The 14,653-nt window shown below is 71.2% G+C and carries 10 protein-coding genes and 1 pseudogene; 4 read left to right on the forward strand and 7 right to left on the reverse strand.

Annotation, left to right across the window (positions count from 1 at the left end):
- Positions 1 to 15: 15 nt before the first annotated feature.
- A complete protein-coding gene (locus tag JGR68_RS07040; RefSeq protein WP_199362131.1) occupies positions 16 to 1,755 on the forward strand; it encodes a hypothetical protein in 1,740 nt (579 codons plus the stop codon).
- An 82-nt stretch (positions 1,756 to 1,837) separates the two neighbouring features.
- Here JGR68_RS07040 and JGR68_RS07045 read toward each other — a convergent pair whose 3' ends face one another.
- Positions 1,838 to 2,266 carry a cytochrome c gene (locus tag JGR68_RS07045; protein WP_199362130.1) on the reverse strand — a complete coding sequence of 143 codons (429 nt, stop codon included), beginning with the start codon at positions 2,264 to 2,266 and terminating at the stop codon, positions 1,838 to 1,840.
- A gap of 8 nt (positions 2,267 to 2,274) precedes the next feature.
- Positions 2,275 to 2,607: a c-type cytochrome gene (locus JGR68_RS07050; protein ID WP_199362264.1), complete on the reverse strand. Its 333-nt coding sequence runs from the start codon at positions 2,605 to 2,607 to the stop codon at positions 2,275 to 2,277.
- A 238-nt stretch (positions 2,608 to 2,845) separates the two neighbouring features.
- On the opposite strand from JGR68_RS07050, the gene JGR68_RS07055 reads away from it, so the two are divergent.
- From JGR68_RS07055 to JGR68_RS07065, 3 genes and pseudogenes are all read left to right on the forward strand, one after another.
- Positions 2,846 to 3,976 (forward strand): efflux RND transporter periplasmic adaptor subunit, encoded by a 1,131-nt coding sequence (locus JGR68_RS07055; protein WP_199362129.1) that lies wholly within the window; start codon positions 2,846 to 2,848, stop codon positions 3,974 to 3,976.
- Positions 3,977 to 4,059: 83 nt separating this feature from the next.
- Positions 4,060 to 7,494 (forward strand): annotated as a pseudogene (locus JGR68_RS07060) (efflux RND transporter permease subunit); the annotation flags it as partial.
- Complete coding sequence (locus JGR68_RS07065; protein WP_199362127.1) at positions 7,491 to 10,580, forward strand: efflux RND transporter permease subunit; 3,090 nt, start codon at positions 7,491 to 7,493, stop codon at positions 10,578 to 10,580. The pseudogene JGR68_RS07060 and the gene JGR68_RS07065, both read left to right, overlap by 4 nt.
- A gap of 112 nt (positions 10,581 to 10,692) precedes the next feature.
- Here JGR68_RS07065 and JGR68_RS07070 read toward each other — a convergent pair whose 3' ends face one another.
- The 5 genes from JGR68_RS07070 to ykgO all read right to left on the reverse strand — a co-directional run bounded on the left by JGR68_RS07070 (position 10,693) and on the right by ykgO (position 14,632).
- Positions 10,693 to 11,964: a TraB/GumN family protein gene (locus JGR68_RS07070; protein WP_199362126.1), complete on the reverse strand. Its 1,272-nt coding sequence runs from the start codon at positions 11,962 to 11,964 to the stop codon at positions 10,693 to 10,695.
- A gap of 27 nt (positions 11,965 to 11,991) precedes the next feature.
- On the reverse strand, positions 11,992 to 12,876 hold the full coding sequence (locus JGR68_RS07075; protein WP_199362125.1) for a carbon-nitrogen hydrolase: 885 nt from the start codon (positions 12,874 to 12,876) through the stop codon (positions 11,992 to 11,994).
- Between the two features lie 62 nt (positions 12,877 to 12,938).
- The gene (locus tag JGR68_RS07080) at positions 12,939 to 13,970 is read right to left on the reverse strand and encodes an agmatine deiminase family protein (protein WP_199362124.1); all 1,032 of its coding nucleotides are present in this window, start codon (positions 13,968 to 13,970) and stop codon (positions 12,939 to 12,941) included.
- A gap of 4 nt (positions 13,971 to 13,974) precedes the next feature.
- Positions 13,975 to 14,301, reverse strand: a complete 327-nt coding sequence (locus JGR68_RS07085; RefSeq protein ID WP_199362123.1) for a hypothetical protein — start codon at positions 14,299 to 14,301, stop codon at positions 13,975 to 13,977.
- A 205-nt stretch (positions 14,302 to 14,506) separates the two neighbouring features.
- Positions 14,507 to 14,632 carry a type B 50S ribosomal protein L36 gene (ykgO, locus tag JGR68_RS07090; RefSeq protein ID WP_005409283.1) on the reverse strand — a complete coding sequence of 42 codons (126 nt, stop codon included), beginning with the start codon at positions 14,630 to 14,632 and terminating at the stop codon, positions 14,507 to 14,509.
- Positions 14,633 to 14,653: the final 21 nt, after the last annotated feature.

Here is a 14,653-nt window from a genome sequence, read left to right on the forward strand (position 1 = left end):
CTTCGACGCCGACGGATGTTCTCTTCCGCCGAACTGATCGAAGCCCTTCGCCGCCGCATGCGGCGCTCACTGCGTCCGCCGCCCCCGCCTGGCGAGTTCCCGCCGGGCTGGCGCGACTGGTTCGACGCGATGGCCCTGCGCCCCGGCTCGGTGAGCGGGGCGCGGCCCGACGACGTGATCGCGGTGGTCGCCGCGCGCGAACCGCTCCCGCCGCCCGGCATCGTCGAACAGCTCGGACGCTGGCGTGCGTTCGCCTCCCTGTGGCGTCAGGACTGGCAGCCGGCGAGCCGCGACGAGCGCTCGACGCGGGTCGCGGCGATGTCGGGCAGCCTGCTGCTGCACCTGCTGTTCGGCGCGGCGCTCGTGTGGCTCATGGTGTTCCGGCCACCGTTCGCCCGGTTCGAGGAGGCGGCCGCTCGCGAGGGCGAGACGCATGTCCTGCAGGTCGAGTACATCGGCGAGGGTACGCCTGCCGACGCCACGGGCGGCGGGGCCGCCGACGCACCCCCGACCCCGCGCGAGCTGCAGGCGGCCGCGGCTTCGGCCGCGCCGCGGGTTCCCCGACCGGAGCCTGTGCCCCAGCCGTCGCCGCCTGAGCCCCGGCCCGAGCCGGAGACCGCGCAGCCGCCCACCGCGACCACGCCTCCGCCGCTCCCGGAGCGCCCCGTGGCGATCGAGGTGCCCGAGCTGCGCGCGCCCGCACTGCCCGCGCCGCAGGCGCTCCAGGTCACCGAGGTCGAAGTCGCCGACAGCCGCCACGTGGTGCCGCCTCCGCGCGAGGTGGAGATGCGCGCGCCCGACACCCGGCCCGCCGAGGTCGCGGTGCGCAGCCGTAATGTCGAAGTGGTCGCTCCCGTTGCCATCCAGGCACCGGCGGCGCGCGCGCCCGCGGTCCCGGTTGCGGTTCCGGAGGCGTCGCCACGCGGCGTGGCGGTGGCCGAGCGCGAGGTCGTGCTGGTGGAGACGCCACAGGTGCAGCTTCGTCGCGTGCCCACCGCATCCGGTCCCGCGACCCGTGAAGCACGCGTCGATGCGCCAGCGGTCCCGAGCCGCGACGTGCCGATGCCCGCGACGCCGCCGGCGCCGGCTGCCGGCGCAGAGGGGGCGGCGCGTGCCGCGGCGGACGCGCGTGACGGCACGGCCGATGCGCAAGCGGCGGCGGTCTCGAGCGGACGCCCGGACACCGACCGCGGCGCGCGCAGCCCGGCCACCTCGGCCGGCGCCGGCGTCCGCGCCGGCCAGCCGCCCGGGGCGCTGCCCTCACGCACTACGGCCGACGATTGGGGCGACTCGAGCCGCAACGCTCCGGGTGGCCAGGTCGGCACGCCGGGCGCGGCCGGACTGTTCGACGGCGAGGGCCGGCCGCGGCTTGCCGACGGAGGCCGCGTTGGCGGCGGGCTGCCGCCGGGCACCATCACCGAGGACTTCGAGAACATCGACCGCCACGGCACCTGGCTCAAGCGTCCGCCCTACGACTACGAACCGACGTCCTTCGACCGCTTCTGGATGCCCAGCGAGACGCTGCTCGAGGAGTGGGTGCGCAAGAGCGTCACCGAGGTGCGCATTCCCATCCCGGGAACCACCAAGACGATCCGCTGCATGACCGTGATGCTGGCCCTCGGTGGCGCCTGCGACATCGTCGACCCGAACCTGCAGGAGCAGCCCGCGCGTGCGCGCAAGCCGCCGGACGTGCCGTTCAAGCGCGAGCTGATCGAGGACCAGGAAGCGTTGGGGCCTCCGCCGCCGCAGTCCTGAGCCGCTGCGGCAGCCAGACGGCATGAAGCCCGCGCTGGGCGGGCTTCATGCTTGCCGCTGGAGCCGGCTGGGCCGGCGACGGTCAGTTGATGCTGTGGACGCCGTGCAGGTCGCGCAGCTGGGTCGGGCGCGAGCTGAACCACGCCGCGAGGTCGGCGATCTGCTGGTCGTCGAGGTCGGCGGCCTGGTTGGACATCAGCGCATGCTCGCGGTCGCCGGAGCGGTAGGCCTGCAGCGCGTGGGCGAGGTAGTCACGGTACTGCCCGCCGATCCGCGGATAGGTCGGGTCCAGCGGCGTGTTGCCGTCGGCGCCATGACAGTCCACGCAGGACTGGCCGGTGGCCGCACCCTTGGTGTTGGCGCGGGTTTCGCCTTCGGCGACCCGGCCCTGGGGCAGGGCGTTGACCGTGGTCGCGCGCGTGGTTCCCGGTTCGGCGGGCGCGCCGCCGCAGGCCGACAGGACGAGGCTGGCGCCGAGTGCCACGGCGAGGCCGAGTGCGGAAGTCTTCATGGAGCGGCTCACTGCGTCAGGCCCGAAAGGAAGGCGGCGATATCGGCGATGTCCTGGTCGGAGAAGCTCTGGGCCTGGACCTCCATGGTCGGATGCTTGCGCGTGCCGTTGCGGTACTCGGTGAGGGCATTGACCAGGTACTCGGGCGACTGGCCGCCGATCATCGGCACGTGGTAGTGCGGGTAGGCGTTCTTGTAGCCCTCGATGCCGTGGCAGCCCACGCAGGTATAGGTGAGTCCGCGGCCCGTCTCGGGATTGCCGGCGGCCTGCTGCGCGGAGGCGGCGGGCGAGTGCGTGGCAAAGGCGAGGGCAAGGCAGGCGGCGATCTGCAACGGTCGCATCATGTCGGGTTCCGCTTCCTGTGGCTGTGTGGTTGGCTGGTGCCCACGACATCTCTCCCCGTCGCAGACCGTCGCCGGAGTATAGCGAGCGGTTCGGGACCTGTTAACGGTGCCGGTGCACACGCGGCGGCCGGGGTCTGGAAGAATCGCGACCGGGCGGCAGCATGACCTTCGGCCGATAGGCGCCGGTGGGGCAGTGATGTACCTTGCTACCACACCATTCTGGCTCGCCCTCACCATGCACGCTATCCGCCCTGTCGTCCGACGTCGTATCGCCGGTCCCGCCGCCCTGTTCCTGGCCTCCATGCTGCTGCTTGCAGGCTGCGGCAACAGTGCCGGCGAGGACGGCAAGAAGGAGGATGAAGCCCCGCCGCCGGTGACCGTGGAGGCCGTGGCCGCCGAGCCGCGCGCGATGGCCGCCAGCTACAGCGGCAGCGCCTCGCTCGAGGCGCGCGCCGAAGCCCAGGTGGTCGCCAAGACCTCCGGCGTCGCGCTGCAGGTGCTGGTGGAGGAGGGCGACCTGGTGCGCGCCGGCCAGCCGCTGGTTCGCATCGATGCCGACCGCGCGCGGCTCAACCTGGCCCAGGCCGACGTGCAGGTGAAGAAGCTCGAGGCCAACTTCCGCCGCGCCAGCGAGCTGGTCAAGCAGCAGATGGTCAGCGTGGGCGACCACGACCAGCTGCGCTACGACCTCGAGAACGCGCGGGCGATGCTGCGGATGGCCCAGCTGGAACTGTCGTACACCAGCGTCACCGCGCCGATCTCCGGCGTGGTCGCCTCGCGCTCGATCAAGCCGGGCAACTTCGTCCAGATCAACACCCCGATCATCCGCATCGTCGACAACTCGCGCCTGGAGGCCACGCTCAACGTGCCCGAGCGCGACCTGACCACGCTGCGCGAGGGCCTGCCCGTGCGCATGCAGGTCGACGCGCTGCAGGGCCGGACCTTCCAGGGCGTGGTGGACCGCATCGCGCCGGTGGTGGACTCGGGCAGCGGCACGTTCCGCGTGGTCTGCGCCTTCGATCCCGACGACGACGGCGCACTGCAGCCGGGCATGTTCGCGCGCATCGGCATCGACTACGACAGCCGCGCCGCGGCGCTGGCGATCCCGCGCACGGCGCTGCTGGAGGACGACGGCGAGCCGGCCGTGTACGTGGTGCGCGACGGCAAGGCCGTGCGCACCGCCATCACCACCGGCTATGTCGACGGCGCCTTCATCGAAGTACGCGAGGGACTGGTCGAGGGCGAGCGCGTGGTCACCGCCGGCAAGGTCGCGCTGCGCGACGGCAGCGCGGTGCAGGTGATCGGTGATGCGCCGGTCGCGGTCGCCGCGGCCGAGGGCGACGCGAAGGCTGAAGGCGCGCAGTGATGTCGACCCAGCAGGGGAACGGGATGGAACACTCTGCCGAGGGGGCGGCTGCCGGGGGCGTCGACGGAACCGTGCGCGCCGACGGCCTGGTCGGATTCTCGGTACGGCGCCGGGTGACGGTGGCGATGGTGACGGTCAGCATGCTGCTGTTCGGACTGATCGCGCTCGGCAACCTCAAGGTCAACCTGCTGCCGGACATCAGCTATCCGACGCTGACCGTGCGCACCGAATACACCGGCGCCGCGCCGCAGGAAATCGAGACCCTGGTCAGCGAGCCGGTCGAAGAGGCCCTAGGCGTGGTCAAGGGCGTGCGCAAGCTGCGCTCGGTCTCGCGCACCGGGCAGAGCGACGTGGTGCTCGAGTTCGCCTGGGGCACCGACATGGACCAGGCCAGCCTCGAGGTGCGCGACAAGCTCGACACGCTGGCACTGCCGCTCGAGGTCGAGCCGCCGGTGCTGCTGCGCTTCAACCCGTCCACCGAGCCGATCCTGCGCCTGGCGCTGAGCGCGGGCGAGGGCGACGGCGATGCGTCGCGACAGCTCACCCTGCTGCGCCGCTACGCCGACGACGATCTCAAGAAGAAGCTGGAGCCGGTGACCGGCGTCGCCGCGATCAAGATCGGCGGCGGTCTCGAGGACGAGATCCAGGTCGAGCTCGACCTGCAGGCGCTGGCACGCATCGGCCTTGCGCCGGATGCCGTGGTCCAGCGCCTGCGCGAGGAGAACATCAACCTGTCCGGCGGGCGCCTCGAGCAGGGCACCCAGCGCTACCTGGTGCGCACCATCAACCAGTTCGCGACCGTGGACGAGATCCGCGGGATGCTGGTCGCCACCCAGTCGGGTGGCGGCGGTGCCGGCGGCGCGGACGAGGTGGCGCGCATCGCGGCCGCCTCGGGCGACGCTTCGGTGATGGCCGCGGCGATGTCGGCACAGAACGCGGCCGCGGCCTCCAACCGGGTCGTGGCGGACGGCCGCGCCGTGCGCCTGGGCGACGTCGCCGAGGTCCGCCAGGGCTGGAAGGAACGCGAGGCGATCATCCGCCTGGACGGGCGCGAGGCGGTGGAGCTCGCGATCTACAAGGAGGGCGACGCCAACACCGTGGCCACGGCGGCGGCGGTCGACGAGCGCCTGCAACGGATCCGCAAGGAACTGCCGCCCGGCGTGGCGCTGGACGTGGTCGACGACCAGGCGCGCTTCATCCGCGCCGCGATCTCCGACGTGCGCACCGACGCGCTGTTCGGCGGCACGCTGGCGATCCTGGTGATCTTCCTGTTCCTGCGCAGCGGCTGGAGCACCTTCGTGGTCGGCATCTCGCTGCCGGTCTCGATCATCACCACCTTCTTCTTCATGGACCAGATGGGCCTGAGCCTCAACGTCATGTCGCTGGGCGGCCTTGCGCTGGCCACCGGCCTGGTGGTCGACGACTCTATCGTGGTGCTGGAGAGCATCGCCAAGGCGCGCGAGCGCGGGCTGGGCATCATCGACGCGGCCATCGCCGGGACGCGCGAGGTCGGCATGGCCGTGGTGGCGTCCACGCTGACGATCATCGCGGTGTTCCTGCCGCTGGTGTTCGTCGAGGGCATCGCCGGCCAGCTGTTCCGCGACCAGGCACTGACCATCGCGCTGGCGGTCGGCATCTCGCTGGTGGTGGCGATGACCCTGATCCCGATGCTGAGCGCGCTGAAGTCGCCGGCGCCGATGGCATTCCAGGAAGAAGAGCCGCATCCGCCGTGGCGTCCGACGTCGCGCTGGCAGCGTCCGTTCGCGGCGGCGTCGCGCTGGACGGGCCGCTTCGCGCGTGGCGCCGCGTTCGGCATCTCCTGGGTGCTGATCCGCGCCGGACGGCTGCTGTCGACGGTGGTCGGCCGGCCGATGGGCGCGGCCAGCCGGATGGCGATGGCGCCCTACGACCGCGCCGAGCGAGGCTACCTGCGCGTGCTGCCGGGTGCGCTCGCGCGGCCACGCCTGGTGCTGGGCGTGGCGGCTGCCGCCTTCGTCCTCAGCATGGCGATCGTGCCGACGCTGGGCACCGACCTGATCCCGCAGCTGGCGCAGGACCGGTTCGAGATGACGATGCGCCTGCCGCCCGGCACACCGCTGCGCGAGACCGACGCCATGATGCGTCGCGTGCAGCAGGCGCACGCGGACGACGAGGGCGTGTCCGTGCTCTTCGGCGTCAGCGGCACCGGCACGCGCCTGGACGCCAACCCCACCGACAGCGGCGAGAACGTCGGCAAGCTGTCGGTGGTGATGGAGGGCGGTGGCAGCGAAGCCGTGGAAGCGCGGCTGACCGAGGGCCTGCGCGACACGATGCAGGGCCAGGCCGGCGCGCAGGTGGACTTCAGCCGTCCGGCGCTCTTCAGCTTCTCCAGCCCTCTGGAGATCGAGCTGCGCGGCCACGATCTCGACCAGCTCGCCGCCGCCGGCGGCCGCCTGGCCGAGCTGCTGCGGCAAAGCCCGCACTACGCCGACGTGAAATCGACGGTGGAGCAGGGCGCGCCCGAGATCCGCATCGTCTTCGACCAGGAACGCGCCGGGGCCATGGGCCTGACCACGCGCCAGGTGGCCGACGCGGTGGTCAACTCGGTGCGCGGCGAAGTGGCCACACGCTACGACTTCCGCGACCGCAAGATCGACGTGCTGGTGCGGGCGCGCGAGTCCGAACGTGATTCGGTGCGCGCCATCCGCGACCTGATCATCAACCCCGGCGCGGCGCGCCCGGTGCGTCTGTCGACCGTCGCCGACGTGGTCGCGACCACCGGCCCGAGCGAGATCCATCGCGCCGACCTGGGCCGGGTCGCCGTGGTCTCGGCCAACCTGCGCGACATCGACCTGGGTGCCGCGGTGCAGGACGTCGAAGCGCTGGTGGCCGCCAATCCGCTGGGCGCCGGCATCGGGATGCACATCGGCGGCCAGGGCGAGGAGCTGGCGGAGTCGATGTCCTCGCTGCTGTTCGCCTTCGGCCTGGCGATCTTCATGGTCTACCTGGTGATGGCCTCGCAGTTCGAGTCGCTGCTGCACCCGTTCGTGATCCTGTTCACCATCCCGCTGGCGATGGTCGGCGCGGTGCTGGCGCTGCTCATGACCGGCAACACGATCTCGGTCGTGGTGTTCATCGGCCTGATCCTGATGGTGGGCCTGGTGGTCAAGAACGCGATCATCCTGATCGACAAGGTCAACCAGCTGCGCGAGGCCGGGGTGGCCAAGCGCGATGCCCTGGTGGAGGGCGCGCGCTCGCGCCTGCGGCCGATCGTGATGACCACGCTGTCGACGCTGTTCGGCTTCATGCCGCTGGCCCTGGCCTTCGGCGAGGGCGCGGAGGTGCGCTCGCCGATGGCGATCACGGTGATCGGCGGCCTGCTGGTGTCGACCCTGCTGACCCTGCTGGTGATCCCGGTGGTCTACGACCTGCTCGACCGCCGCGGCGACGCCTGGTACCTCGAGCGTGGCCGCCGCGCGCGCATCGCCGCCGGCAACGACACCGATGCCGATCGCGAATCCGGCGGGCTGCCGGCATGACCGTCGCCGAGTTCAGCCTGCGGCGGCCGGTCACCACGGTGATGCTGTTCGTGTCGCTGGTGGTGGTCGGGCTGATCGCGGCCTTCCGCCTGCCGCTGGAGGCGCTGCCCGACGTGTCGGCGCCGTTCCTGTTCGTGCAGCTGCCCTACGAGGGGTCGTCGCCGGAGGAAGTGGAGCGCAACCTGCTGCGTCCGGCCGAAGAGGCGCTGGCCACGATGACCGGCATCAAACGGATGCGCGGCCAGGCCGATGCCAACGGCGCCGGCGTGTTCCTGGAGTTCCGCGACTGGGACCGGGACATCGCGATCACCGCGTCCGAGGCGCGCGAGCGCCTGGATGCGATCCGCGACGAGCTTCCCGACGACTTCCGCCGCTACTTCGTCTTCAAGTGGTCGAGCGGCGACCAGGCGATCCTGCGCGTGCGCCTGGCCGGCGACGTCGACCTGTCGGCGTCCTACGACCTGCTGGACCGGCTGCTCAAGCGGCGCATCGAGCGCGTGCCCGGTGTCGCCCGGGTGGAGATCAACGGCGCGCCCGCCAACGAGGTCGAGATCGCGATCGATCCGGACCGGCTCAACGCGCACGGCGTGGCGCTGAACACGCTGGCCGAGCGCCTGCGCACGGTCAATTTCTCGGTCTCGGCCGGCATGCTCGAGGACGGCGGCGTGCGCCTGCGCGTGCAGCCGCAGGGCGAGATCGCCTCGCTCGACCAGCTGCGTGAACTGGTCATCGACCAGGCCGGGCTGCGCCTGGGCGACGTCGCCGAGGTGCACCTGAAGCCTGCGCGCATGGAGTACGCGCGCCGTCTCGACGGGCGCAAGGCGGTGGGCCTGGAGGTGTTCAAGGAGCGCGATGCGAACCTCGTGGAGGTTTCGCGCGGGGCGCTGGCCGAGCTGCGTGCCGCGGCGGACGAGCCGGGGCTGGAAGGCATCGACTTCAAGGTGATGCAGGACATGGGCGACACCGTGACCAGCTCGCTGATCGAGCTGGCGGAAGCCGGTGCCGTCGGGCTGCTGCTCTCGATCGCTGTGTTGTTCTTCTTCCTGCGCCACTGGCCGTCGACGCTGATGGTGACGCTGGCGATCCCGATCTGTTTCATCATGACCCTCGGGTTCATGCATTTCTTCGGTGTCACCCTCAACGTGCTGAGCCTGATGGGCCTGCTGCTCGCGGTCGGCATGCTGGTCGACAACGCGGTGGTGGTGGTGGAGAGCATCTACCAGGAGCGCGAGCGCGATCCGGGCAACCCGGTGCGGGCCTCGCTGGCCGGGACGAAGCACGTCGCCATCGCGCTTTCGGCGGGCACCCTGTGCCACTGCATCGTGTTCCTGCCCAACCTGCTGGGCGAGGTCAACGACATCAGCATCTTCATGGCCCAGATCGCGATCACCATCTCGGTGTCGCTGCTGGCCTCGTGGCTGGTCGCGGTCAGCCTGATCCCGATGCTCTCGGCGCGCATGCGCACGCCGCCGGCGCTGGTGGAGAAGGGCGGCGCGATCCGCCGGCTGCAGGACCGCTACGCGCGACTGCTGCGCTGGACCCTGGTGCACCGCGGCTGGAGCGTGGCGGGCATCGTGCTGGTGGTCGCGCTGAGCCTGGTGCCGATCAAGGGCACCACCTTCGACATGTTCGGCGGCGGCGACCAGGGCGAGATCCAGCTCTACTACAAGTGGAACGGCGGCTACACGCTGCCGCAGATGTCGGAGGAGGTGGCGCGGGTCGAAGCCTTCCTCGAGGACAACCGCGAGCGCTTCCGCATCACCCAGGTCTATTCGTACTTCAGCGAAGGCGACGACGCCGGAACGTTGATCACCTTCGAGGATGGCATCGCCGACGTGCGGCCGCTGTCGGAGGCGATCAGCAAGGAGCTGCCGAAGTCGGCACGCGCCGAGGTCGGCGTCTCGGGTCCGGGCGGGCAGGGCGGTGGCGGGGGTGGCATGGGCCAGAACGTCAGCGTGCAGCTGGTGGGCGACAGCGCATCGGTGCTGCGCGAACTGGGCGATGGGCTGGTCCCCATGCTCGAGGCGCGGCCGGAGCTGCGCGACGTGCGCATCGATGGCGGCGCCAGCACCGACGAACTGGCGGTACGCGTCGACCGCGACCGCGCCGCGGCGTTCGGCTTCAGCGCGCAGCAGGTGTCGTCGTTCGTGTCGATGGCACTGCGTGGCACCCAGCTGCGCGAGTACCGGCGGGAAGAAACCGAGGTGCCGGTCTGGGTGCGCTTCAGCGGCGCGCAGGAGTACGGGCCGGCCGACATCGCCGGGTTCATGGTGCGCTCGCCGGACGGGCGCCAGGTGCCGCTGTCGGCGATGGTCGACCTGGAGGTGACGCCTTCGGCGACCCAGATCACGCGCCACGACCGCCAGACCGCGCTCGGCGTGCAGGCCAACCTGGAAGGCGAGGCGACCATGGAGGAGGCGCGCAAGGCCATGGAAGCCGTGCTGGGTTCGGTGTCCCTGCCGCCGGGCTATGGCCACTCGTTCTCCGGCAGCGGCTTCGAGGAAAGCGAGCAGGCGGTGCAGCAGATGCTGTTCAACTTCGTGCTGGCGCTGGTGATGATCTACGTGGTGATGGCGGCGGTGTTCGAGTCGCTGCTGTTCCCGTCGGCGATCATGAGTTGCGTGGTGTTCTCGATCCTCGGGGTGTTCTGGCTGTTCTGGATCACCGGCACCTCGTTCACGATCATGGCCTTCATCGGCATCCTGGTGCTGATGGGCGTGGTGGTGAACAACGGCATCGTGATGGTCGAGCACATCAACAACCTGCGCCGCCGTGGCCTGTCGCGCACCGATGCGCTGGTCGAAGGCAGCCGCGAACGCCTGCGCCCGATCCTGATGACCATGGGCACGGCGATCCTGGCGATGGTGCCGATCTCGCTCAGCGAGACGGTGGTGCTGGGCGGCCTTGCGTATTCGCCGATGGCGCGCGCGGTGGCTGGCGGCCTGGCGTTCTCGACCGTGGTCAGCCTGCTGTTCCTGCCGACGATCTACGCGATCCTCGACGACCTGGCCAACGGGACCTCGCGCCTGCTGCGGCGGGCGCGTGGGCCAGGCAGGGAAGGGCGGGTGGCGGACGCGGCGGCCTGAAGCGATCGCGGCTGTAGCCGCTCCTGCAGGAGCGGCTCACCGGGCAGCGACACCGGCGACCCCGACCCGGCGCCCCGCTGTAGGAGCGGCTACAGCCGCGATCGGGCTGGCCTCAGGCGAACACCTTGCCCAGGATCCTCAGCCCGCCCGTCCACACGCCGATCGCGGTGCCCAGGCTGGTCAGGAAGAAGTTGAGCAGCACCCGCGCGACGCGGTTGCGCCACCAGCCGCGCGCGGTGTTCACGTCCTCGCGCAGCGCCATGAAATCGGCGTAGGTCGGCTTGCGGAGCGCCGCCTCGACCACCGCGCTGACCGTGCCCGACGCCAGCGCCGGATGCAGGGGCGTCAGCGGCGAGGCCACGAAGGCCGACAGGATGCTCAGCGGGTGGCCGCCCGCGATCGCGCAGCCGAGCGCACCCAGCGTGCCGGTGACCAGCACCCACTGCAGCATCAGGTCCGTGCCCACGTCCAGGCCGCCCTGCCAGAAGCCCCAGGCGAAGCCGCCGATCACCACGGTGGCGATCACCAGCTCCATCCACGGAACGCGCGACTTCGGCTTCACCTCTTCCAGTGACTCGCGCACCTGCGCGGGCGGCGCCACGTCGTCGCGCAGGTGGTTGGCCAGGCCCTTGAGGTGTCCCGCGCCGACCACGGCCAGCACCTCGCGCGCGCCTGCCGGCACCTCGCGCAGGCGTGCGGCCATGTAGCGGTCGCGCTCGGCGATGATCACCTCGTAGAGCTCGGGGGTCTCGCCGGCGAACTCGCTGAAGCTCGACTCCAGCACGTCGCCCTGCTTGAGCCGCTCGATCTCGTCCTCGCCGACCTCGTCGCTGGACAGCAGCCCCATCAGCAGGCTGGCGCTGACCTTGGCGTGGCCCCACCAGCCCAGGCGCTGCATGGCGCGCTTGAAGGTCAGGCCGACGTTGCGGTCGATGAGCTGGAGCGACAGGCCGCGCGCGTTGGCGTCGGCGGCCGCGGCCTTGAGCTCCGCGCCGGGTTCGACGCCCATCTGCTCGGCCAGGCGGCGCTGGTAGGCGGCCAGCGCCAGGTTCGCGGCGAACAGGGGGGTCTTGCCCTCGCGCAGCACCTTGACCAGGTCCATCCGTCCCAGCGCCTCGGGATCGGTCATGGCCTGCAGCCGCTGCTCGTCCAGCTCGACCGCGACCGTGTCATAGGCGCCGGTGGCGATCGCCGCGCGCACTGCATCGACGCTGGCGCGCGAGACGTGGGCGGTGCCGAGCAGGGTGTAGCGCACGCCGTCGCGCTCGACGATGGTGTGCGGCTGGCTGGCAAGGTCGAAGCCCGCGCCGGCAGGTCCGGAGGCGTCGGCGCGTGGGGCGGCGGGGCCGGGCCCTGCGTCAGGCAGGGCGGGAGTGTCGGTCATGGAAGTCCGTGGTCGCGCGCAGGCGCGTCAGTCGCGGTAGCGGCGCAGCAGGTCGCCGTAGGCGTCGATGCGGCGGTCGCGCAGGAAGGGCCAGATGCGGCGCACGTGCTCGCTGCGGCCCAGGTCGACCTCGCAGGTGAGCACGGTGGCATCGCCGCCGGCCTCGGCCAGGAACTCGCCCTGCGGTCCCAGCACGTGGCTGTTGCCCCAGAAGTCGATGCCCGACGCGCCGACCGGCGACGGCTCGTGGCCGACGCGGTTGCAGCTCAGGACCGGCAGGCCGTTGGCGACGGCGTGGCCGCGGTGGCTCAGGATCCAGGCGTCGCGCTGGCGGTCCTTCTCTGCCTGGTCGTCATCCGGATCCCAGCCGATGGCCGTGGGGTAGAGCAGCAGTTCGGCGCCGGCCAGCGCCATCAGGCGTGCCGCCTCGGGATACCACTGGTCCCAGCACACGAGCACGCCGAGCCGGCCGACCGAGGTGTCGATCGGCTCGAAGCCGAGGTCGCCCGGGGTGAAGTAGAACTTCTCGTAGAAGCCCGGGTCGTCGGGGATGTGCATCTTGCGGTAGCGGCCCGCGGTCGAGCCGTCGGCGTCGAAGACCACGGCCGTGTTGTGGTACAGGCCGGTGGCGCGCTTCTCGAACAGCGAGCTGACCAGCACCACGCCATGCTGCTTCGCCAGCGCGCCCAGGCGCTCGGTGCTGGGGCCGGGGATGGTCTCGGCGAGGTCGAACGCGTCCACGCACTCGTGCTGGCAGAAATAGGCGCCGTTGTGCAGCTCCTGCAGCAGCACCAGCTTCGCGCCCTGGCGCGCGGCTTCGGCGACGCGGGCCTCGATCACCTCGAGGTTCTCCGCGGCGCTGCCGTGGTTGCGCTCCTGGACGAGCGCGACGGGAAGGGTCTTCGTGGTCATGGCAGGGCCCCTGTGGCGATGATGCAGGTGAGCCGGCCATTGTAGGCCGGCCCGCCTGTCCCTCAGGTAAGGCCGGCGGGCAGCTGCATCGAGATGCAGTGCAGGCTGCCGTTCTGCCAGATCAGCGCGCGGCAGGGCACCTGGACGATCTCGCGCCCGGGATGGGCCCGGGCCAGCACGGCGGCCGCCGTGTCATCGGCCGGGTCGCCATAGGCCGGCATCAGGACCGCGCCGTTGATGATCAGGTAGTTCGCGTAGCTCGCGGCGAGGCGCCGGCCGCCGTCGAGGACCGGCTGCGGCCAGGGCAGCGGGAACAGGCGGTAGCGACGACCGTCGACGGTGCGCAGCGCCGCGATCTCGGCCGCCATCGCCGACAGCTCGGCATGGTGCGGATCGGCCGGGTCGTCGCAGGCCTGGAACACGATGGCGTCGTCGGGGGCGAAGCGGGCGAGGGTGTCGACGTGGGCGTCGGTGTCGTCGCCCTCCAGGTAGCCGTGCTCCAGCCAGAGCACGCGCTCCTGCCGCAGCCATGCCCGCAGGCGCTGCTCCAGGTCCTCCCGGCTGGAGGACGGGTGCCGCTCTTGCAGGCAGCGCCAGGTGGTCAGCAGGCTGCCCGCCCCGTCGGTTTCGATCGCTCCACCTTCCAGTGCAAAATCAATCGATTGCACCGAACTCCTGCGGAAGATTCCAGCTTCGTGGAGGCGCTGCACCAGCTGGTCGTCCTCGCTGGCCTCGAACTTCCCGCCCCAGCCGGTGAAGCGGAAATCCAGAAGCGAGAACTCCTCCGCCCCGACCAGGGTGACCGGCCCGGTGTCGCGCAGCCAGGTGTCGTCATAGGGCAGGGTGATGAACCCGACCCGGGCCATGTCGATGCGGTTGGAGGCCAGCCGCGCGCGCGCATAGGCCTCGACGTCCTCGTCGGCCACGCAGACCAGCACCGGCTGGAACCGGGTGATGGCCGCGACGTGGGCGATATAGGTTTCCTCGACGTCGCCCAGGCGCTCGGCCCAGTCGGTGCCGGCGTGCGGCCACGCGAGGAGGATCGCGGACTGGGGCTCCCACTCCGCGGGGAAACGCAGGGTCTGCAAGGTCATTCGCTCAGCGGATCGGCGGCTTGGGACCGGTCTCGCCGGCTGTGGCCTGGTTGGCGACCGCGTCGATCACGCGGCTGTTCTCGAAGTACACGGTGAACGCGGGATAGCCCCAGCGGTGGATGGTCGGCCACTGGCGCTTCTGGCCGCCGCGGGGATCCATGCGCTGGGCAGGCGCGCCGAAGCGGGCCTCGACCTGCGACATGGTCATGCCGCGCGCGGGCATGGCGACGGCCGCCTCGTGCTGGACGCGCTCGATGAGCAGGGTGTCGGCACGCGCTGCGCCGGCAGCGGCGAGCAGGGCGGCGGTGGTCAGTGCAATCGTCAGGCGCATCTTGGTCTCCCCGGAGGCTGCATCGCTTGCAGCCGCAGCGTTTTAACAGATCGCGCGTGTCCGGTCGTGGATGCCTGGCCGAACCGGGCGCCCGGTCACGCGAACCGACGGCGGCGAAAACGCGGAAGGCCGCATCGCTGCGGCCTTCCGGGCGTCGCTGGTGGCTGCCGCATGCGATGCACGCGCAGCCGCCCTGGCAGCCTGCTCAGCGCTGGCGGGCCTTGAAACGCGGGTTGGACTTGCAGATGACGAAGATCTTGCCACGGCGACGAACGACCTTGCAGTCGCGGTGACGGGCCTTCGCCGACTTCAGGGAGGACAGGACCTTCATGACGAACCTCTGAATATGGGT

The sequence above is a fragment of the Luteimonas sp. MC1750 genome (genome assembly GCF_016615955.1).
GTDB lineage: Bacteria > Pseudomonadota > Gammaproteobacteria > Xanthomonadales > Xanthomonadaceae > Luteimonas.